A 20,114-nucleotide genomic window follows, 5' to 3' on the forward strand; every position below is an offset into this window, starting at 1 on the left:
ATTGATATATGCTAAACATCTCTAAATTCCTATTGTTTTTTAAAGATCCAACCTTCAGGGCTACCGGCATTTGCCAGATAGTATTCATTTCCACTTCTGCTACTTTCTCACCTATCTTAATGTACTTTTTAAAGGTAGAGTAATTGCTATGGCTTAAAATCCGCATTACCACCTCCGGGCGCATACCCTATTCTAAAGATAAAGTAATGAAGGTGCGCCGAGCCGTACGAGTGCTGATAAACTCGTACTCTTGGGCTGGGTATTGGTCAACTTCTCATTACTCCTTCGTTTCGTCAAACTTGTAGGTTCATCAATGCCGATCAGCTTTTTTATTAAATTTTTCCTGGTACTATCCAAAATTGCTGGTAGATAATTTATATTTGCTTAAAAATGTCAAATCGACAACTATTAGCAACCCTCAATTTTTTAATCCGTTGGTTTTTTAAATTACAAGAAAGCTCTCATCCATTTATCTGGCTTTCAACTAGCAAGAACAATTAAGTAGTGGCGGTTTAATAGGTACATCATAATGTATTTGTCGAATGTAATCTTTAATAATAATATGGAATTTAAAAAAAGCTTTCTATTATTTAGTTTATTGCTTCTACTAAGCGTAACCGCTTTTTCGCAGGACAAGAACCTGTATATATTCCTGTGTTTTGGCCAGTCGAACATGGAAGGCCATGCAAAGTTTGAGCCGCAAGACACTACTGCGGATAATCGGTTTAAAGTTTTAGAAGCGGTGGATTGCCCCGAGTTGGGTCGGAAAAAAGGGGAGATGTATCCGGCTGTCCCACCCTTAGCTCGGTGTAATACCGGTTTAACTCCAGCCGATTATTTTGGCCGCACCTTAACCGCCAATCTGCCCGAGAAAATTAAAGTTGCCGTTATTAATGTATCCGTGGGTGGTTGCAAGATAGAATTGTTTGATAAAAATAATTACCAATCGTATGTTTCGACAGCGCCTGCCTGGATGCTTGATTTTATAAAAGCCTACGATGGAAATCCTTATGAGCGCTTGGTAGAAATGGCGAAGCTGGCGCAGAAAAAAGGTGTAATTAAAGGAATACTGCTACACCAAGGGGAGTCGAACACCGGTGATAAAGAATGGCCTAGAAAAGTGAAAGGAGTTTACGACAACCTGGTTAAAGACTTGGGACTAAAAGCTAAATCAGTGCCGTTGTTAGCCGGCGAACTCGTAAGTAAAGAAGAAGGAGGAGCTTGCGCCAGCATGAACGAAATTATTGCTACCCTGCCCCAAACCATTCCCACCGCCCACGTTATTTCTTCGGAAGGTTGCACCGCTGTACCAGATCATTTGCATTTTACCGCCGAAGGTTACCGAAAACTAGGAACACGATATGGGGAGAAAATGCTAGCCTTGTTGGGTTACAAAAAGGACAAACCAAGTAAGTGATTAAAATTAAAGGGAATCAATTTATCTACTAAAGATTGATTCCTACTTGTGCTACAATTTTAAATTTTTTTAAAATCGGTTTCTGAACCAAAATACTCTCAAAATTATATGAAAAAAAATTTAGTAAATGTTTCTTTCCTGGTAGCAGCTTGGTTGATAGGTTTTTCTACTTTAGCACAATCAAATTTCAGTAGTAAGTTAATCGGCATGGGGGTGGTGGTATCGGACTTAGACAAGTCTTTAGACTTTTATGTAAATACCATCGGCATGGTAAAAGCCTATAATTTTACCATTAACGCTGATTTTGGCAAGAAATCCGGTTTATCGAACGGGGTGCCTACGGAAGTAACGGTTTTAAAATTAGAAAACAGTCCGGAAGCGAATGAGTGGAAGCTGATGAGTTTCGGAAAAAAAACCAGCCGAACCCAATCCAAATATATTCAAGACGATACCGGGGTGCAGTACATTACCATTAATGTAAAATCCCTGAAGCCGGTTATAGAAAGGTTAAAAGCAAACAATGTAAAATTTCTGGGGAATTCGCCGGTTTCTTTAAATGAGAAATCGCACTTTGTGCTAGTGCAAGACCCCGATGGAACTTTTATAGAACTGATCGGACCCATGGAGTAAGCAATAGTTTTAATAAGTATACCCTAATCAGTCAGTAATAAAATACATTTTTTAATTTTTTTTATTTTGGCGATACCCAAAAAACGAATGATTAAAAAGATTCTTCCGTTCGGATTTCTAATTCTAATTAGCCTGTGCCTGGTATTGCCTTCGCAAGGCCAAAGTGCCAGGAACCCGATTATTTTTGCGGATGTACCCGATATCTCCATTGTCCGGGTGGGGAAAACTTATTACATGAGTAGTACCACCATGCACCTGAGTCCGGGAGTTCCCATTATGAAATCGAATGATCTGGTAAACTGGAAACTGGTAAATTATGCGTATGATACCTTGGCGAGTAAGGATGAACTAAATCTGGAAAACGGAAAAAGTACCTACGGCCGGGGTTCCTGGGCCAGCAGTCTGCGTTTCCACAACGGCACCTACTACGTTTCTACTTTTGCCCAAACTACGGGCAAAACGCATGTTTATTCCACCAAAAATATTGAAAAAGGACCTTGGAAGGCTGTTTCTTTTGCGCCTGCCTATCACGATAATTCTTTGTTCTTCGACGACGATGGCCGGGTTTATATGATCTATGGTGGTGGGCAACTTAAAATGGTAGAGCTAATTGCCGATGCTTCCGGGGTAAAACCGGGTACTACCGAACAAGTAATTATAGAGAATGCCAGTGCGCCTTCCGGCAGTGGCGGACTGCCCGCCGAAGGTTCGCAGTTATTCAAAATAAATGGCAAGTATTATCTGTTTAACATTACTTGGCCCAAAGGCGGCATGCGGACGGTAGTCATACATAGGGCCGATAAAATTACCGGTCCCTACGAAGGCCGAGTTGGTTTGCAGGATTTGGGAGTTGCGCAAGGGGGCTTAATTGATGATCCAAAAGGCAACTGGTATGCTTATTTGTTCCGCGATTATGGGGCAATGGGGCGTATTCCGTACCTGGTGCCGGTAAAATGGGAAGACGGGTGGCCGGTTTTAGGCGTTAACGGCAAAGTGCCGGAAACGCTGAACTTACCACCCAGCAAAGGATTAATGCCCGGCATTGTGGCCTCCGATGAATTTACCCGGAAAGCAGGCGAGCCAGCCTTGCCTTTGGTTTGGCAGTGGAATCATAATCCGGATAATAAACTTTGGTCCATTAAAGAAAGGCCTGGGTTCCTGCGTCTGAAAACCGGAAGAATAGATACGTCATTTGTTCTAGCCCGGAATACCTTAACCCAACGTACTATTGGTCCGGTATCATCGGGCAGTACCGCCCTGGATGTGTCGCATTTAAAAGATGGGGACTTTGCCGGTCTCGGGCTACTGCAGAAAAATTATGGTTTGGTTGGCGTTAAAGTAAATGGTAACAGCAAAGCTATTGTCATGATAAATGCCAGTACGGGCAAACCAGTGGAGGCCCATAGTATTCCGCTATCCCAGAAAACAGTTTATTTTAAAGCTGAATGCAATTTCACCGATAAAAAGGATGTTGCTCATTTCTTTTATAGCCTCGACGGTAAATCATGGAAGCCCATTGGTACTCGATTAAAAATGGCTTACACCATCCCGCATTTTATGGGGTACCGGTTCGGGTTATTTACTTATGCTACCAAAAACGTGGGTGGCTACGCCGATTTCGATTTCTTTCATATCGCGGAAAAAATTTCCAGCAAAGATTAACTTCTTTTCAGTGTCAGGTTCTGCTAATGTTCTTCATTAGTCTATAACATTCGCTTTAATCTAAGTTTTTAAATTTTATGAAATTTTTACTGGTTTCCTGTTTAAGTATATGGTGTATGTTTATCTCTCTGAAAGGTGTTACACAAGATCTTACCGTAACTAGTCCGGATAAGCATTTAAAAGTGAGCATTCTGGTACAAGACGGGAGGCCGATATATACGGTAAGTTTTAAAGGCAAAATCCTGTTGGAGAATTCACCACTGGGGCTTACTACCAACGAAGGTGATTTTACCGCCGGCATGAAGTACCTGAACAAAGAAGAAAGTGCGGTAGACAAGAATTATACAGAAACCAAAATAAAGAAATCGCAGGTCCATTACGTGGCCAACAAACTTACCTGTACTTTCGAGAACGCCCAGCAAAAAAAGATTAGCGTGGTGTTTCAGGTGAGTAACAACAACGTTGCTTTCCGGTACGAACTGCCTACGTGGGGCGAGCGGTTTTCCTGCATCGTAGAAAAAGAAGCTACTGGGTTTAAGTTTCCAAATATTACAACAACCTTTCTCTCGGGTATGATGAACCCCATGACTGGTTTTGCCCGCACCGCTCCCAGTTACGAATCTAGTTATGAAGCCGATGCTCCCCTGGTGAAATCAACTCCACATCCGGAAGGATACATATTTCCGGGACTTTTCCGGGTTGGCACCAACGGGTGGGTGTTAGTTTCGGAAACAGGGGTAAGCAGTTTGTACTGTGCTTCGCATTTGAGTGAGGCTTCGAAAGATGGCATATATACAATAGCCTATCCTAACCCAAAGCAAAATAATGGCTTCGGCAGTTCCGGAGCGGCTATTTCCCTACCGGGTGTTACCCCTTGGCGCACGATTACGGTAGGAGAAAACCTGAAACCGATTGTAGAAACTACCATTCCGTTTGACGTAGTAGAGCCGTTATATGAACCTTCTCAGGCGTATAAATTCGGGCGTTCTACCTGGAGTTGGATTGTGTGGCAGGATAACAGCATGAACTACGAAGATCAGGTAAAATACATTGATCTGGCCGCCGCACTTCAATACGAGTATATTTTAATGGATGCCTTATGGGATACCAAAGTGGGCAAAGACAAAATGAAAGATTTAATTAATTATGCCAAAACGAAAAAAGTAGATGTATTCTTGTGGTATAATTCTAACGGTCCGTTTAATGATGCCCCGCAAGGTCCCCGAAATAAAATGAATACCGCGGTGGAGCGCAAAAAAGAAATGAAATGGCTCCGGGAAGTAGGGGTAAAAGGTTTAAAAGTGGATTTTTTCGGCGGCGACAAGCAGGAGACCATGCGCTTGTACGAAGACATTCTTTCGGATGCCAATGATTACGGCCTGATGATTATATTTCATGGTACTACTTTGCCCCGCGGTTGGGAACGGATGTACCCGAACTTTGTGGGCAGCGAAGCGGTACTGGCTTCAGAAATGCTGATCTTTTCCCAGAATATTCGCGAAGCCGAAGCTTTTAACGCTACCTTACACCCTTTTATCCGCAATGCAGTAGGCAGTATGGAATTTGGCGGGGTATTACTAAATAAATATCTCGTAAAAAGTAACGAAGGCCGGAATAAACGACTTACTACAGATATTTTTCAGTTAGCCACGGCGGTTTTATTTCAGAATCCTATGCAAATATTTGGCCTCACGCCCAATAATTTAACCGATGTGCCGGCTTTTGAAATAGAGTTCATGAAGCAGATACCCACCACCTGGGACGAAACGGTTTACCTAGATGGTTACCCCGGCAAGTACTGCGTCATTGCGCGTCGGCATGGCGAGCAATGGTACGTGGCCGGCGTAAATGCCACCAAAGATCCGCTGAAACTAAAGTTGAATTTACCGATGCTGGCTGGTAAGAAAGTTAATTTTCATAACGACAACAGCAGTAAAGTGCCTTACAACAAAGATATTAATATTAAGAAAAATGGCATAGTGGAGGTTGAGATACAACCAAACGGCGGAGTAATTTTAAAAAATTAAGCTTATCCTAGGATAGATCTCGCTGTTAAAAAAAAATCAAATGCTTATTTAGACAATTTTAGCTGATATATTCTGAAATTTATGCATATAAGCTTTATTAAAAACTAAGATTTTGGTTTTACAGGATCAACTATTTTAAGTATTTAGATGGCAATAATATATTAATAGAAAATTGATTTTTGCAATAGCTCAATATACAGGTTTGTCAAAGGGACAGACTCATTGGATTGCTAATTTATCCGATGATATAGATTTTTTTTTTAAGAGTAGAACTTACGGCTCAGACTTGAGTGAGCTTTATATTGGGCTAATTACCGTTAAGCCTGAGTTTGACCAGTTTTTTAAAAAACGAAGACCTAGATATCGTCTCGGAGAAAAAACTTCGATTGTTGATGGAATAATCATAAAATCAAATAATTGTGCTGAAATTGATGTTAAAATTGAACATGCAGAAATATCCAAACTTGATAAGGGAAAATTGGTCGAGAGAGTCTGTGAAGCAATTTTAGCTGAATGTGCTAGTTTAACGCGCTTGTATAAGCTGAAGGACTTTGATTATATTGCTTTTAAGGCCGCCTTTGAAAACTATTTGATTGAGCAATCCTATATTAAAAGATAAATATTTTTGCCAACTACACCTATTCGGCCCCGCCGCTGGATAATCAAGTCTGAATTATCTTGTTTCAACCTTAGTTAAATCGACTGGTTTTTTCCAAGTAATTGATTGTTGTTTTAAGTTTTTTGACTCTCCTAGTAAGTAGTTATAAGTCGGTCGGCTCATTTAACACATTAATCTGGTGAACCAAAGTCTGGTTTTACAGTCAGATTATCAGCTCCTCATGGCGAAGAAATTTAATTTCTTAAAAGTTTTTGTTTTTTCAATTTTAATTGTAGTTTTCACACTTGTTAATAATTTAATTCTTCGGAATTAAAAAATTTTTGCCTCTTTTTATAATTGTTGTTTTAACACTTTAAGCAAAAGATAATTTTTATTCTGAAGTGGTTTAAACAGGCTGAATCCATAGGTAAAAGCATGTTCCGGTTTTGAAATAATGCAGGAAAATGATGCTGGATTCCCAATAAACTATTTGCCTGTATAATCCGGGCTATGATTTAGTAACTACCTAAAACCTAGCTGGGAGGCAAAAGCCTTAACCAGCTGCTTAAAGTTCTTCGGTGGTGCAAACGGAGTAGGGGAGATTATCCGGAGTAAACGAATTTTTTAAATTCTATTAATACCTAAATACTTCACGTGTAATCCTTATGCGAAGAATACTTTTGGTCTTTTTGTTATTAAGTACTTTACCTAGCTTTTCCCAGATTAAACCGGGTTTAAAACTATGGTACAAAATTCCGTCCGGTACCACCTGGGAAAACGCCTTACCTATTGGGAATGGCCGGTTAGGAGCAATGGTATACGGCAACGTAGAGAAAGAAATTATTCAGCTCAATGAACATACCGTTTGGAGCGGTAGCCCGAACCGGAACGATAATCCCATGGCGCTTGATTCCTTAGCCCGGATACGCCAGCTTATTTTTGCCGGTAAACAGAAAGAAGCCGAAAAAATAGCTAACCAAGCCATTATCACTAAGAAATCGCACGGGCAAATGTTTCAGCCGGTGGGTAATCTGCAATTAGCTTTCAGCGGCCACGACACTTATACCAATTACTACCGAGAGCTGGATATTGAAAAAGCCTTAACCAAAACTTCTTATACCGTAAACGGGATAACCTATACCCGCGAAGCCTTGGCCTCTTTCACGGACCGGGTAGTAATGATGCGTTTAACGGCCAGTAAACCCGGTAGTATTTCGTTCAATGCTTCTTTCACCAAGCCCCTGCCCAAAACAACGGTTCAGACTACCGCTGCTAAAGAATTAACCATCTCGGGTACCACCATGGAACACGAAGCGGTGAAAGGTTTGGTAAATTTTAAAGGCATTGCTAAAATTAAATTAGAGGGCGGAGCACTCACGGCCAATGATACTTCGCTGATTATCAAAAATGCCAATTCCGCCACCATATACATTTCCATTGCCACCAACTTTAATAATTACCACGATGTAAGCGGCAATGCCGATAAAAGAGCCGCCGATTATTTAAATAAAGCCTATCCAAAATCTTACGCTGCTATTTTACCGGCTCATACTGCCGCATATCAAAAATATTTTAACCGGGTTAAACTCGACCTAGGTAGCACTGCTTCGGCTAATTTGCCCACCGACGAACGGCTACAACAATTTGCCACCGGCAATGACCCGCAGTTGGTAACTTTGTATTACCAGTATGGCCGGTATTTACTAATTTCTTCGTCGCAGCCGGGTGGGCAGGCGGCTAACCTGCAGGGCATCTGGAATAATAAAGTAAAACCACCCTGGGATAGTAAATACACCATTAACATCAACGCCCAGATGAATTACTGGCCCGCCGAAAAAACCAACTTATCGGAACTGCACGAACCCTTCCTGCAACTGGTGAAAGATTTAGCCGTTACGGGCCGGCAAACTGCCAAAGACATGTACGGGGCGAGGGGATGGGCAGCTCACCATAATACGGATATTTGGCGGACAACCGGAGCCGTAGATGGGGCAACCTGGGGAATCTGGAACGGAGCCGGCGGCTGGACCAGCCAGCATTTGTGGGAACATTACTTGTATAACGGCGACAAAGCTTTCTTGGCTTCGGTGTACCCGGTTTTAAAAGAAGCGTCTACTTTTTATGTTGATTTTTTAATCGAACACCCCACTAAAAAATGGCTGGTAATCAATCCGGATATGTCGCCGGAAAATGCCCCGGCTGCCCACCAGAACTCATCTCTGGATGCCGGTACCACCATGACCAACCAGATTGTGTTTGACATATTTAGCACGACCATTAAAGCGGCCGAAATTTTAAAAAAAGACGTTGCTTTTGCGGATACTTTAAAACAAATGCGGAAACGCTTGCCCCCGATGCAGGTCGGGCAGCACGGGCAGTTGCAGGAGTGGTTGGATGATATTGATGACCCGAAAGATAACCACCGGCATATTTCGCATTTATACGGGTTGTTCCCGTCCAACCAAATTTCGCCGTACCGCACCCCCCAATTATACAGTGCGGCCAAAACTACTTTAACGCATCGCGGCGATATTTCAACCGGCTGGAGCATGGGTTGGAAAGTAAACTGGTGGGCCCGCATGCTGGACGGCAACCATGCCTATAAATTAATTCAGGCGCAGCTTTCGCCGGTAAAGATAAGTCAGAGACAATTTGGGGAAGGCGGCGGTTCTTATAATAATTTGTTTGATGCCCACCCACCCTTTCAAATCGACGGCAATTTTGGTTGCACCTCAGGTATTACCGAAATGCTAATGCAAAGCGCCGACGGAGCCGTGCATTTACTGCCAGCCTTACCCGATGTATGGCAAGCCAGCGGCAGCATCAGCGGTTTGCGGGCTATAGGCGGTTTTGAAATCGAGAGTCTGCAATGGAAAAATGGCAAAGTGGTGAAAGCCGTTATTAAATCAAAGCTAGGTGGTAATCTGAGATTGCGGGTTCCAAATACCGTCGCTTTAGCGGGAGGCTCCTTGAAAAAGGGCACCGGCACCAATCCCAATTCTTTTTACCAGGTAGAGGAAACCCCGACTGCTTTGGTATCTGGTAAGGCCACTATTACGCCGGTGAATTTGAAAGAAACCATAGTGTACGATGTGCCCACGCAAGCTGGTAAAACTTATACGCTGACGGCACTATAACATTTAAAATTTTAAAAATTCAGGTTTTACAAGTGCTTGCAAGGATAGCCATTCTAGTACAGCATATAGATAAATTACTAAAATCCTGAATCCAAATAATTTAAGATACACATTGCCCCAAAAAGAATAAAAATCAATAATGAAAGAATACTGCTTTACCTTTGCTTTGCTGCCCAAGCGAGCCTTATTCGTAATACTGGCTACTGTTTTATTAGCTTCTTCCGCATCGGCGCAAGGGACCAAGAAGGTCGCCAAAGATGCCCCGGTTTTCTCGCAGTTTTATTACAAGGGCGATGACCAGATTTACAAAGAAAACCCGTTGCAACCCGATGAGTTTTATACCCCTATTTTGCAGGGATGTTATCCGGACCCCAGCATTGTGCGCAAGGGAAAAGATTATTACCTGGTAAATTCTTCTTTCGCCATGTTTCCGGGAGTGCCGATTTTTCACTCCAACGATTTAGTAAATTGGAAACAAATCGGCCACGTACTGGACCGGACTTCCCAGTTAAAAGTAGAGACTTCGGGTATTTCGGCCGGTGTGTATGCACCCGATATTAAGTACAATAAAAACAACGACACCTTTTACATGATTACCACTCAGTTCTCCGGAGGCATGGGCAATATTGTAGTAAAGACCAAAGACCCGGCGAAAGGCTGGAGCGACCCGGTGAAATTGCAGTTTAACGGCATTGACCCTTCGTTATTTTTTGAAGATAACGGTAAAGCTTACGTGGTACACAACGATGCGCCGCCCAAAGGTACGGAACAGTACGAAGGTCACAGGGTTATTAAAATCTGGGAGTACGATGTACAAAATGATAAAGTAGTACCCGGCACCGACAAAATTATTGTGAACGGCGGTACTGATATTACCCAAAAACCCATTTGGATTGAAGCGCCGCATATTTACAAGAAAAATAACCGCTACTACCTAATGTGTGCCCAAGGCGGTACCGGCGATAACCACACCGAAGTAATTTTTTCCAGTGACAATGTTATGGGGCCTTACGAACCGGCTAAAAACAACCCGATTCTTACGCAGCGGTATTTCCCGAAGAACCGGCCGAACAAAATGGATTGGACCGGTCACGCCGATTTAACCGAAGGGCCTGATGGGAGATATTACGCCGTATTTTTAGGTATCCGGCCCAACGAAAAAGATCGCGTAAACGCCGGTCGTGAAACCTTTATATTGCCCGTAGATTGGAGTGGCGAGTTCCCGGTATTTGAAAACGGACTGGTGCCTTTAAAACCTAAATTAAAGGTTCCAGCCGGCGTTAAAAACCAAACCGGTCAAAGCGGTTTCTTCCCGAACGGCAACTTTACATTTACCGACAACTTTACCGCTAAAACCCTGGATTACCGCTGGATTGGTATGCGCGGTCCGCGGGAGGAGTTTGTTAGTACCAGCAAAAACGGCTTACAGATTATGCCTTTTGCCAAAAGCATTAAAGAAGTAGCGCCTATCTCTGCGCTGTGGCATCGGCAGCAACACAATGCCTTTACAGCCAATGTTACCCTGAAATATGCCCCAAAATCGGAAAAAGATTTGGCCGGATTGGCATGTTACCAAAGCGAGAAATTTAATTACGTGTTCGGCCTTACCAAGAAAGGCAACGATAGCTACCTGGTTTTAGCCCGCACCGAAAAAGGAAATACCACCGTGCTGGCCAGCGAAAAAGTAGATACCCGCAAACCGGTTCAATTACAGGTAGTGGCGCAAGGCGATGCATATCAGTTTCAATACAGCACCGACAATTCAAATTTCAAAAATATCGGTGGTACCGTTTCTGGCGACATTCTTTCTACTAACGTAGCCGGTGGGTTTACCGGATCGCTGATCGGGTTGTACGCCACGTCTGTCAACGATATTCAGCCATAAATCATAATACGTCCACTTTTAAATCATAACCCATGAAAATTAAAATTTTAGCAAGCTTAGTTGCCGCTGCCTTCACCAGTAGCTTGGCGTTGGCGCAAGGCCAGGCGGCCGTAAAAGAAGATTTTAAACCGTCTGCTTTTAACCAGCCCTTCCAGGATTATCCCCAGGTAAACTCCCAGGGGTATGTCCGTTTTCGGATTGTAGCGCCCCAAGCCGACAGCGTGCGCGTAACTCTTGGTCTGGGCGGACGAGGTGGAACCAGATTAACCAAAGGAGCGGATGGGGCTTTTACCGGAACTACCGCCGGACCAATGGATGAAGGCTTTCACTACTACCACTTAGTCGTGGATGGCGGTATTTATAATGATCCCGGTACCGGAAACTTCTATGGCTCGCAACGTTGGGAAAGCGGTGTTGAAATACCGGCCAAAGATCAGGATTTTTATGCTTTAAAAAATGTGCCGCACGGCCACGTGCAGCAAGTATTATTTCCTTCTAAAAGCACGAAAACTTCCCGGGTAGCTAATGTGTATACGCCGCCCGGGTACGAAAAAGGTAGCACCAAATATCCGGTTTTATACCTGCAACATGGTTGGGGCGAAAATGAAACTTCCTGGGCGATCCAAGGCAAGACGAATCTGATTATGGACAACATGATTGCCGAAGGCCGCATAAAGCCATTTATTGTGGTGATGACCTACGGTATGACGAATACGGGCGGAAGACCAGGACCACCACGTCCGGCGGCCAATGCTACTGCGGCGGCGGGTACCACTCCGCCAGCGGCTGGTGCTGCTCCGGCTCCACGTCCTGGTATGGGTGCACCTGGCGTGGTGCCGAATGGGATAACGGCAGGCGAACCTACTGGGGTTGCCGCTTTTCAGACTGTTTTACTGGATGAATTAATACCTTATGTGGATTCCCATTTCCGCACGGTAGCTAACCGGGATAATCGCGCTATGGCTGGTCTTTCCATGGGTGGGTTTGAAACACACACGATAACATTAGCGAAACCAGAAGTTTTTGGTTACTGGGGATTAATGAGTGGGGGTAACTATACACCAGAACAGTTGCAAGGTAAAATGAAACCGAAGCTGCTGTTTATAACTTACGGAAGCAAAGAAACCCGCGGGGCCGATGCGCTACCCAAAGTGGAAGCTGATTTAAAAGCAGCCGGCTATAAAGTGGGTACTTATGTTTCGCCGGGCACCGCCCACGAGTTTCAAACCTGGCGCCGTAGCCTTTATCAAATGGCTCCCCTACTTTTTAAATAATTAAATTCAAGGCCAGTCCTATTTCAGCAAACCGATATTTTCAATTGTTATTAATTAATAAAGTGAAAGTAAAGCATTCTTGCCGTTTCTGTTTTTTAAAAAAGAAAGTAGTGGCTGGCCTGATTTTATTGCTTATTGGCTATACAGCCAAGGCTCAAGAGGTAATAGATTTATACTCCGGCGCTATTCCCAACGCCAAGGTGATGCCGGGAGCCAATAAAGGTAACCTGGAAGCCGGGGGGCTGGTACGCCGGGTTGTAAAACCAAGTTTAGAGGTTTATTTGCCGGCTAAGGAAAATGCATCGGGGGCGGCCGTTATTATTTGTCCAGGAGGCTCTTATAAAGTAATTGTGTTCCAGGGTGAAGGCATAGCTACGGCCAAGGAGTTTGCTAAAAATGGCGTGGCCGCTTTTGTGCTCAAATACCGGCTGCCGAATGATTCTATTCTGATTGATAAAAAAATTGGTCCTTTACAGGATGCGCAGCAAGCCATTAAACTGGTGCGCGAGAATGCCGTTAAATGGGGCATTGATGCAGATAAAGTAGGTATTGTGGGGTTCTCGGCGGGTGGGCATCTGGCCTCAACGGCCGCTACGCATTTTGCCAAGCCCCTTATTCCAAATCCTAAAAACACCAATTTACGACCCGACTTTCAGGTGGTGGTGTACCCGGTGATCAGCATGCAGGACGGCCTCACGCATGGAGATTCCCGAAGTAATTTACTGGGCAAAAATCCAACGAAGGAAGCCATCGACTTATTTTCCAATGAACTGCAGGTTACGGCCAATACGCCCCCGGCTTATATCACGCATGCCGCCGACGATAAACTGGTAGATGTAGATAACAGCATTGCTTATTTCCAAAAACTGCGGCACCTAGGGGTTGCGGTTGAAATGCATGTTTACCCCAAAGGCGGGCATGGCTTCATCTTCGGGCAAAAAGACTGAACCGAACCTTTGTTTCGGTGGATGAAAAAAAATAATTGGGTAAAAAATAATTAACGAATGATCTGCTCTTTACCTAAAATAAAGTATTTTGTAAGTCGTGCCATCCTAACCGGTATGCTTCTGCTGCATGCCAGACTGTTGTTTTCCCAGCAACCGCCGGCGGTATCCATTGCGGTAAATGCCTCGCAATCGATCGGGGACATGAAGCCGTTCTGGTCTTTCTTTGGTTACGATGAACCGAACTATACCACCCGCAAGAATGGCCAGAAATTACTGACCGAATTACAGCAAATAAGCCCGGTTCCGGTTTATGTACGCGCGCACAACCTGCTCACCTCCAAAGGCAACAGTCCCGGACCAGACCTGAAGTGGGGCTTCACGGATGCTTACACCGAAGACAAAAATGGCAAGCCGGTGTACAACTGGGTTACCGTAGACAGCATCGTGGATACCTACGTGCAACGGGGCATGAAGCCACTCATGGAAATCGGGTTTATGCCCAAAGCCCTATCTTCTAAACCTGAGCCCTACGAACACAAATGGAGTGCGGGCGGCAACATCTGGACCGGCTGGACTTATCCGCCTAAGGATTACAATAAATGGCGGGAGTTAGTATACCAATGGGTAAATCATTCTATTCAGCGGTATGGCAAACAAGAAGTTACTACCTGGTTATGGGAGTTGTGGAACGAACCGGACATTGGTTACTGGTCGGGCACCTTCGAAGAATACTGCAAGCTTTATGATTATACCGCCGACGGCTTAAAGCGGGCCTGCCCTGAATGCACCATTGGCGGCCCGCACACTACCAGCCCCCGCGGCGAAAAGGGTTACCAGTACCTGACTAAATTTATCGAGCATTGCCTGCGGGGTAAAAATTACGCTACCAAGAAAACCGGTACGCCGCTGCAATTTGTGGCCTTTCACGCTAAAGGGGCACCGGAGTTGGTAAACGGGCATATCCGCATGAATATGGGGGTACAGTTAAAAGACATTTCCCGCGGATTCACCGCCGTTAATTCTTTTCCGGAACTGAAAAACATACCGATCATTATCGGGGAAAATGACCCGGAAGGATGTGCGGCCTGTTCGGAAAAGAAAGAACCGAAATACGGTTACCGCAACGGTACCATGTACCCCAGTTACACGGCAGCCGCCTACGCACGCATCTACGAATTAATGGACCAGCACCAGGTAAACCTACGGGGAGCGGTAAGCTGGTCGTTCGAGTTTGAGAACCAGGCGTGGTTTGCCGGCTTCCGCGATTTAGCCACCAATGGCGTAGATAAACCGGTATTAAATGTGTTCCGCATGTTTGGCATGATGAACGGAAACCGGGTAGCGGTTCAAACCAACAATACCCTGAAAGCCGCCGATATAATCGCGTCTGGTGTAACCGGTAAACCCGATATTAATGCGCTGGCCAGCAAAAACGATCATTCTATTGCGGTGATAGTTTGGAACTACCACGATGATGATGTAGCCGCAGCGGCCTCCCCGGTTGAGTTAACCATTATCGGTGTTCCCCAAAGCAAAGTCCAAGTCCATCATTACCGCGTCGATAAGCAATTCAGCAATTCCTTTGAAAAATGGAAATCCATGGGCAAACCGCAACAGGTTACGAATGAACAATACCAGGAATTAGAAAAAGCCGGCCAATTACAATTGCTTACTTCCCCGGCGTGGCAGGAAGTAAATGAGGGCAAAACTGTTTTAAAGTTTGATTTACCGCGGCAGGGGGTATCGTTTATCCAGTTAAGCTGGTAAGTTATATCTTCATGAATAAGTAGCATTAATTGATATCACCGATTCGGGCATTTGGGTAATGAAATTTAAATTAAATAAAAACCAATGAAAAGAGTAGTTACGATAGCATTGCTGTTTCTTGGGGTTAATTTTTGTTTCTCCCAAATTAGTAAATACAATGCCTCCAAAGCGGCTAATACAAATACAATTAAAGCTGAAAATTTAAAAAATACGCTACAAAAAACTATTCCGGTTTTAATTGTGGATGGCTTTAGTAACCACGACTGGAAACAAACCACCGCGGTAATTAAGTGGATGCTGGAAAAAACCGGCCGCTTTCGCGTGGATGTTTCCACGGTACCCCTGGATAGCACGCAGCTGGTTAACTGGAAACCTGCTTTTAGTAAATACGCCGTAGTGATTCAAAATACCAATAACATTAATACGCCACGTTTACGCTGGTCAGCGGGGGCGGAGCGGGCGCTGGAGCAATACGTGAACGGTGGGGGAGGTCTGTACATTCTGCATTCGGCTAATAATGCTTTTGCGCAGTGGCCGGAATACAACAAAATGATTGGGTTAGGATGGCGCCCCAGTACAGTTGGCTACGCTCTGGAAATTGATTCAGCCCGAAAAATAAACCGCCTGCCACCCGGCGAAGGCAAAGGAACCGGACACGGCGACAGGTTTGATGCTTTAATTCAGATTCTGAACCGTCATCCGATCAACCAGGGTTATCCTGCTCAATGGAAAACGGCTTATACCGAAGTGTACCATTATCCGCGGGGACCAGCCGAAAATCTTACCGTACTGTCTTATGCTTATGATAGCAGCGCTACCCACAAGTTATGGCCGGTGGAATGGGTGGTAAAATATGGGAAAGGACGGGTTTATAATTCCAGCATGGGACATCTTTGGACCGGAGAAGTTTATCCACCAGCTTATCGGTGTGTAGGGTTTCAAACTACGGTTATCCGGGCTACTGAATGGCTGGCTACGGGTAAGGTAAGCTACCCGGTACCCAAGAATTTCCCAGCTAAAGAATCACTCAGTCTTAATAAAGAAAGTGAATTTTTAAATTCTCAAAAGTAAAAGTTTTATTCTGGAAGGACTTAGCTTTTGCTTAACCTTTAAACCTTCTTCCATTAAAGTTTGGCATATGGATAAATTAGTTTGAAGTAAAGTCAATGGCACGGCAGCTTTTAAATGAATTGGGTTATTTTAAAATAAACGGCTACCGAATAGCAAAAACATTAAAAATTTAAAATTTATAACTGATAGTAACTTTCACAATACAAAAAATAGCATGCAAAAAATATTTACCCCATTATTCCTGCTTTTGGCGATGCTCTGTTTTTCCAATTACGCCATTAGTCAGGCTCCCAACGCACCTATTGTAGTATCACCCGAAGTTCATCCGGACAATACGGTTACGTTCCGGTACCTGGCCCCGGCGGCCAAAGAAGTAAAACTAAACACGCAATTCGAGAAAACACCGGTAACCATGACCAAAGACGCGGCCGGAATCTGGAGCGCAACGGTCGGCCCCATGAAGCCCGACATGTACCCGTACAGCTTTGTGGTAGATGGTACGACGGTAGCGGACCCTAAAAATTCCGCCATTTTCCCCAACGAAGGTTTTCAGAATAGTGTCGTGGAGATTACCGGTAAATCGCCATTGGTGCACACCCTGCAAAATGTGCCGCACGGTACCCTGGCTTACCGCTACTATAATTCCAAGGAATTAGGTACCCGACCGGTCGTGATTTATACGCCACCTGGTTACGAAAAAGAACAAGCGAAAAAATACCCGGTCCTTTACCTTTTGCACGGCACCACCGACACCGAAGAAACCTGGACCAAAGTAGGAAGAGCCAACATTATTCTGGATAACCTGATTGCCCAAAGCAAGGCGCAGCCCATGATTATTGTGATGCCTTACGGCCGGGCCTATCCGGTAATCAGTAAATCGTCAGGGAGCCTCCGGAACTGGGAGAACTTGCAGGAATTTAAAAAAGATTTCCAGAGTAACTTGCTACCTTTTGTAGAGCAAAATTACCGGGTGAAGAAAGACAAGAACAGCCGGGCCATTGCCGGGTTTTCGGGCGGCGGTGGCGAAACCTTGTACCTGGGCTTGAATAATCCGGATATGTTTGGCTGGGTTTGTGGCTTTGCCCCGGGTATGCTCAAAGAAGAATTCGACCGCAACAATGCCGTGGCCTTTGCCAATCCAACGCAGACGAATCAGCAGTTAAAATTATTCTGGATTGGAGTAGGCAAAGAAGATATGTTGTACCCGGTGGTTACGGAATACCTGCAAGTACTGGATAGCAAAAAAATAAAGCACGAAACTTTTATTTCGGAAGGCGGCCATACCTGGATGAATTGCAAATTGTACCTCTCCACCATCGCCCAAAAGCTTTTTAAATAGTTGGTTTTTTTAAACACTTGTAGCCAAGCCAAAGCCTATCCATTTTAAAATTTCAGCATTTTCTAAGTATTTCTAAATCAAAACGCACATGCAAAAGAAAACAGTAGACTGGTTATTACTGCTTTTAGTAATGCTCTGTATTTCCAATTATGCCATTGGTCAGCCTCCTCGGGGTCCTTTGGTGATTTCGCCGCAGATTCATCCGGATAAAAAAGTGACCTTTCGTTACCAGGCCTTATCAGCCAAAGAAGTAAAGCTCAGTGCCCAGTTTGAAAAAGCTCCGGTAGCTATGACCAAAGATACGGCCGGTATTTGGAGCGTAACCGTTGGTCCGGTAAAACCCGATATTTACCCGTATAATTTTGTGGTGGATGGTATATCGGTAATGGACCCGGCTAATGTCGCCTTCTTTCCCAACGAACGATTTAAAGCCAGTTTGGTGGATATTCCCGGCGATACACCGCTGATTCATACCATGCGCGATGTGCCGCACGGCTCCGTGAATTACGAATATTATCCTTCGGTTTCGGGTACTACCGGTTCTTTAGTGGTGTATACCCCGCCGGATTACGACAAAGATGCCAGCAAAAAATACCCCGTCTTTTACCTGATTAGTGGCACCACCGATACCGAAGAAACCTGGTTTAAGGTAGGCCGCACCAATGTAGTACTCGATAACCTGATTGCCGAAGGCAAAGCTAAACCCATGATTGTGGTAATGCCCTACGGTAACATAGAAGCTCGCATTGCCGCGCAAAAAGGCGGTACCAAACCCGCCGACCCAGCGGGCCGGGAAAGTGAAGAAGCCGTAACGCGCGCCAAAACCTTTGAAGCCGACTTAATGCAGAACGTGCTGCCCTACATCGAAAAAAGTTACCGCACCATCAACAACAAAGATAACCGGGCCATTGGTGGTTTCTCCCGGGGCGGCGGACAAACCTTGCGGACCGCTTTCAGCAACATGGATAAATTTTCCTGGGTGTGCTGCTACAGCGCTTACTTAAGCCCTAAGGAAATGGAAAGCAGTTATAAACCCATTTACGAAAATGCCAGCCGTACGAACCAGCAATTAAAGTTATTCTGGATAAGCGTGGGTACCGACGATTTTCTATATAAATCCACAGTGGAATTTATGGATTTCCTGAAAGCTAAAAACGTGAACTATAAAAGCTTGGTGACGGATGGCGGACATACCTGGATGAATACCAAAGTTTACCTGACCCAAACGGCCCAATTACTTTTTAAATAAGCCTGCCATGAAAAGATCTCTCTGCATAATATTTCTGCTTATTTCGGTGGTAATTACCGCTACGGCGCAAAGACCACCGGCCATTAGTTCACCGGACGTGCATGCCGATAACACCGTAACTTTCCGGTTTTATGGCCCCAATGCTAAAAAAGTAAGCCTCAGTGGCGAATTTTTAAAATCGAACCAATCCCTGACAAAAGATAATGCCGGTATTTGGAGTGTTACCGTAGGCCCCATTAAACCCGACATTTACCCGTATAATTTTGTGGTAGATAGCATTGCGGTAGCCGACCCGAGTAACACGAATATATTTGCCAACGAACGGTTTAAACGCAGCATCGTGGAGGTTCCTGGTAATACGTCTTTGGTTCATTCGTTACAAAATGTACCCCATGGCAAAGTGAGTTACCGGTATTATAAATCGGGCACCCTAAAAACCACCCGGCAATTACTGGTATATACGCCGCCCGGGTTTAACCCCAATGGTAAAACGAAATACTCGGTTCTGTACCTCATTCACGGCGGTTCCGATACCGAAGAAACTTGGACCAAAGTAGGTCGGGCCAACCTGATTGCCGATAATTTAATCGCCCAGAAAAAAGCCAAACCCATGATTATAGTCATGCCCTACGGGAACGTAAGGCCAGCACCCATGCCCGATTTTACTCAAGATGTTACGAAAGATATCATCCCCTTTATCGAAGCTAATTACCCGGTACTAACCGATAGTAAAAACCGCGCAGTAGCTGGCTTTTCGGTGGGCGGCGGGCAAACCCTGAATATCGGCCTGACGAACCCTGATAAGTTTGCTTATGTCTGTTCTTATGCCCCTTATACGGCCACCGAAGAATTCCAGAAAAACTTTACTAACTGGAACCCGGATGCAACTGCCCTGAACAAGCAACTAAAATTATTTACGATTAGTGTAGGCACCGAAGACTTTTTATTTGAACCGGTGAAAAAGAACATTGCTTTCTTCAAAGAAAAAAATGTGAAGCTGGAAACACTCATTGTACCGGGTGGCCATACCTGGATGAATTGTAAATTATTCCTGGCTAATTCGCTACCGCAATTATTTAAAAATTAAAGCATATAAGCATTTCGGGCAACG

14 protein-coding genes are annotated in these 20,114 nt (G+C 44.5%); all 14 read left to right on the forward strand.

Translation table 11 applies throughout. The features are described 5' to 3' along the window. The first annotated feature begins 562 nt into the window (after positions 1–562). Positions 563–1,417 carry a sialate O-acetylesterase gene (locus HUW48_RS03275; RefSeq protein ID WP_182414312.1) on the forward strand — a complete coding sequence of 285 codons (855 nt, stop codon included), beginning with the start codon at positions 563–565 and terminating at the stop codon, positions 1,415–1,417. A 108-nt stretch (positions 1,418–1,525) separates the two neighbouring features. Next, positions 1,526–2,047 (forward strand): VOC family protein, encoded by a 522-nt coding sequence (locus HUW48_RS03280; RefSeq protein ID WP_182414313.1) that lies wholly within the window; start codon positions 1,526–1,528, stop codon positions 2,045–2,047. 87 nt (positions 2,048–2,134) lie between these two features. Continuing rightward, positions 2,135–3,709 carry a glycoside hydrolase family 43 protein gene (locus HUW48_RS03285; RefSeq protein WP_182414314.1) on the forward strand — a complete coding sequence of 525 codons (1,575 nt, stop codon included), beginning with the start codon at positions 2,135–2,137 and terminating at the stop codon, positions 3,707–3,709. A 116-nt stretch (positions 3,710–3,825) separates the two neighbouring features. Then, entirely contained in the window at positions 3,826–5,736 is a 1,911-nt protein-coding gene (locus HUW48_RS03290) for a glycoside hydrolase family 97 protein (protein WP_246343676.1), read from the forward strand. A 172-nt stretch (positions 5,737–5,908) separates the two neighbouring features. Then, on the forward strand, positions 5,909–6,355 hold the full coding sequence (locus HUW48_RS03295) for a hypothetical protein (RefSeq protein WP_182414316.1): 447 nt from the start codon (positions 5,909–5,911) through the stop codon (positions 6,353–6,355). Positions 6,356–6,999: 644 nt separating this feature from the next. Next, complete coding sequence (locus HUW48_RS03300; RefSeq protein WP_182414317.1) at positions 7,000–9,471, forward strand: glycoside hydrolase family 95 protein; 2,472 nt, start codon at positions 7,000–7,002, stop codon at positions 9,469–9,471. 139 nt (positions 9,472–9,610) lie between these two features. Then, complete coding sequence (locus tag HUW48_RS03305) at positions 9,611–11,356, forward strand: glycoside hydrolase family 43 protein (protein ID WP_182414318.1); 1,746 nt, start codon at positions 9,611–9,613, stop codon at positions 11,354–11,356. A 32-nt stretch (positions 11,357–11,388) separates the two neighbouring features. Then, the gene (locus HUW48_RS26920) at positions 11,389–12,630 is read left to right on the forward strand and encodes an alpha/beta hydrolase (protein WP_246343678.1); all 1,242 of its coding nucleotides are present in this window, start codon (positions 11,389–11,391) and stop codon (positions 12,628–12,630) included. A gap of 62 nt (positions 12,631–12,692) precedes the next feature. Next, positions 12,693–13,577, forward strand: coding sequence for an alpha/beta hydrolase (locus HUW48_RS03315; RefSeq protein WP_246343679.1), 885 nt, complete (start codon positions 12,693–12,695; stop codon positions 13,575–13,577). Positions 13,578–13,691: 114 nt separating this feature from the next. Then, entirely contained in the window at positions 13,692–15,344 is a 1,653-nt protein-coding gene (locus HUW48_RS03320) for a GH39 family glycosyl hydrolase (protein ID WP_182414319.1), read from the forward strand. 84 nt (positions 15,345–15,428) lie between these two features. Continuing rightward, positions 15,429–16,415 carry a ThuA domain-containing protein gene (locus HUW48_RS03325; RefSeq protein ID WP_182414320.1) on the forward strand — a complete coding sequence of 329 codons (987 nt, stop codon included), beginning with the start codon at positions 15,429–15,431 and terminating at the stop codon, positions 16,413–16,415. Between the two features lie 253 nt (positions 16,416–16,668). Further along, positions 16,669–17,754, forward strand: a complete 1,086-nt coding sequence (locus tag HUW48_RS03330; protein WP_394368469.1) for an esterase — start codon at positions 16,669–16,671, stop codon at positions 17,752–17,754. Between the two features lie 88 nt (positions 17,755–17,842). Continuing rightward, the gene (locus HUW48_RS03335; RefSeq protein ID WP_182414322.1) at positions 17,843–19,003 is read left to right on the forward strand and encodes an esterase; all 1,161 of its coding nucleotides are present in this window, start codon (positions 17,843–17,845) and stop codon (positions 19,001–19,003) included. Positions 19,004–19,010: 7 nt separating this feature from the next. Beyond that, positions 19,011–20,090 (forward strand): esterase, encoded by a 1,080-nt coding sequence (locus HUW48_RS03340; RefSeq protein ID WP_182414323.1) that lies wholly within the window; start codon positions 19,011–19,013, stop codon positions 20,088–20,090. Positions 20,091–20,114: the final 24 nt, after the last annotated feature.

Origin of the sequence: Adhaeribacter radiodurans (genome assembly GCF_014075995.1) — a bacterium.
GTDB classification, from domain to species: domain Bacteria; phylum Bacteroidota; class Bacteroidia; order Cytophagales; family Hymenobacteraceae; genus Adhaeribacter; species Adhaeribacter radiodurans.

Coding starts and splice junctions, on each gene's coding strand:
- HUW48_RS03300 (WP_182414317.1), top strand. CDS start 7,000: ATGCGAAGAATACTTTTGGTCTTTTTGTTATTAAGTACTTTACCTAGC.
- HUW48_RS03290 (WP_246343676.1), top strand. CDS start 3,826: ATGTTTATCTCTCTGAAAGGTGTTACACAAGATCTTACCGTAACTAGT.
- HUW48_RS03305 (WP_182414318.1), top strand. CDS start 9,611: ATGAAAGAATACTGCTTTACCTTTGCTTTGCTGCCCAAGCGAGCCTTA.
- HUW48_RS03325 (WP_182414320.1), top strand. CDS start 15,429: ATGAAAAGAGTAGTTACGATAGCATTGCTGTTTCTTGGGGTTAATTTT.
- HUW48_RS03275 (WP_182414312.1), top strand. CDS start 563: ATGGAATTTAAAAAAAGCTTTCTATTATTTAGTTTATTGCTTCTACTA.
- HUW48_RS03330 (WP_394368469.1), top strand. CDS start 16,669: ATGCTCTGTTTTTCCAATTACGCCATTAGTCAGGCTCCCAACGCACCT.
- HUW48_RS03280 (WP_182414313.1), top strand. CDS start 1,526: ATGAAAAAAAATTTAGTAAATGTTTCTTTCCTGGTAGCAGCTTGGTTG.
- HUW48_RS03320 (WP_182414319.1), top strand. CDS start 13,692: ATGCTTCTGCTGCATGCCAGACTGTTGTTTTCCCAGCAACCGCCGGCG.
- HUW48_RS03340 (WP_182414323.1), top strand. CDS start 19,011: ATGAAAAGATCTCTCTGCATAATATTTCTGCTTATTTCGGTGGTAATT.
- HUW48_RS03285 (WP_182414314.1), top strand. CDS start 2,135: ATGATTAAAAAGATTCTTCCGTTCGGATTTCTAATTCTAATTAGCCTG.
- HUW48_RS03335 (WP_182414322.1), top strand. CDS start 17,843: ATGCAAAAGAAAACAGTAGACTGGTTATTACTGCTTTTAGTAATGCTC.
- HUW48_RS26920 (WP_246343678.1), top strand. CDS start 11,389: ATGAAAATTAAAATTTTAGCAAGCTTAGTTGCCGCTGCCTTCACCAGT.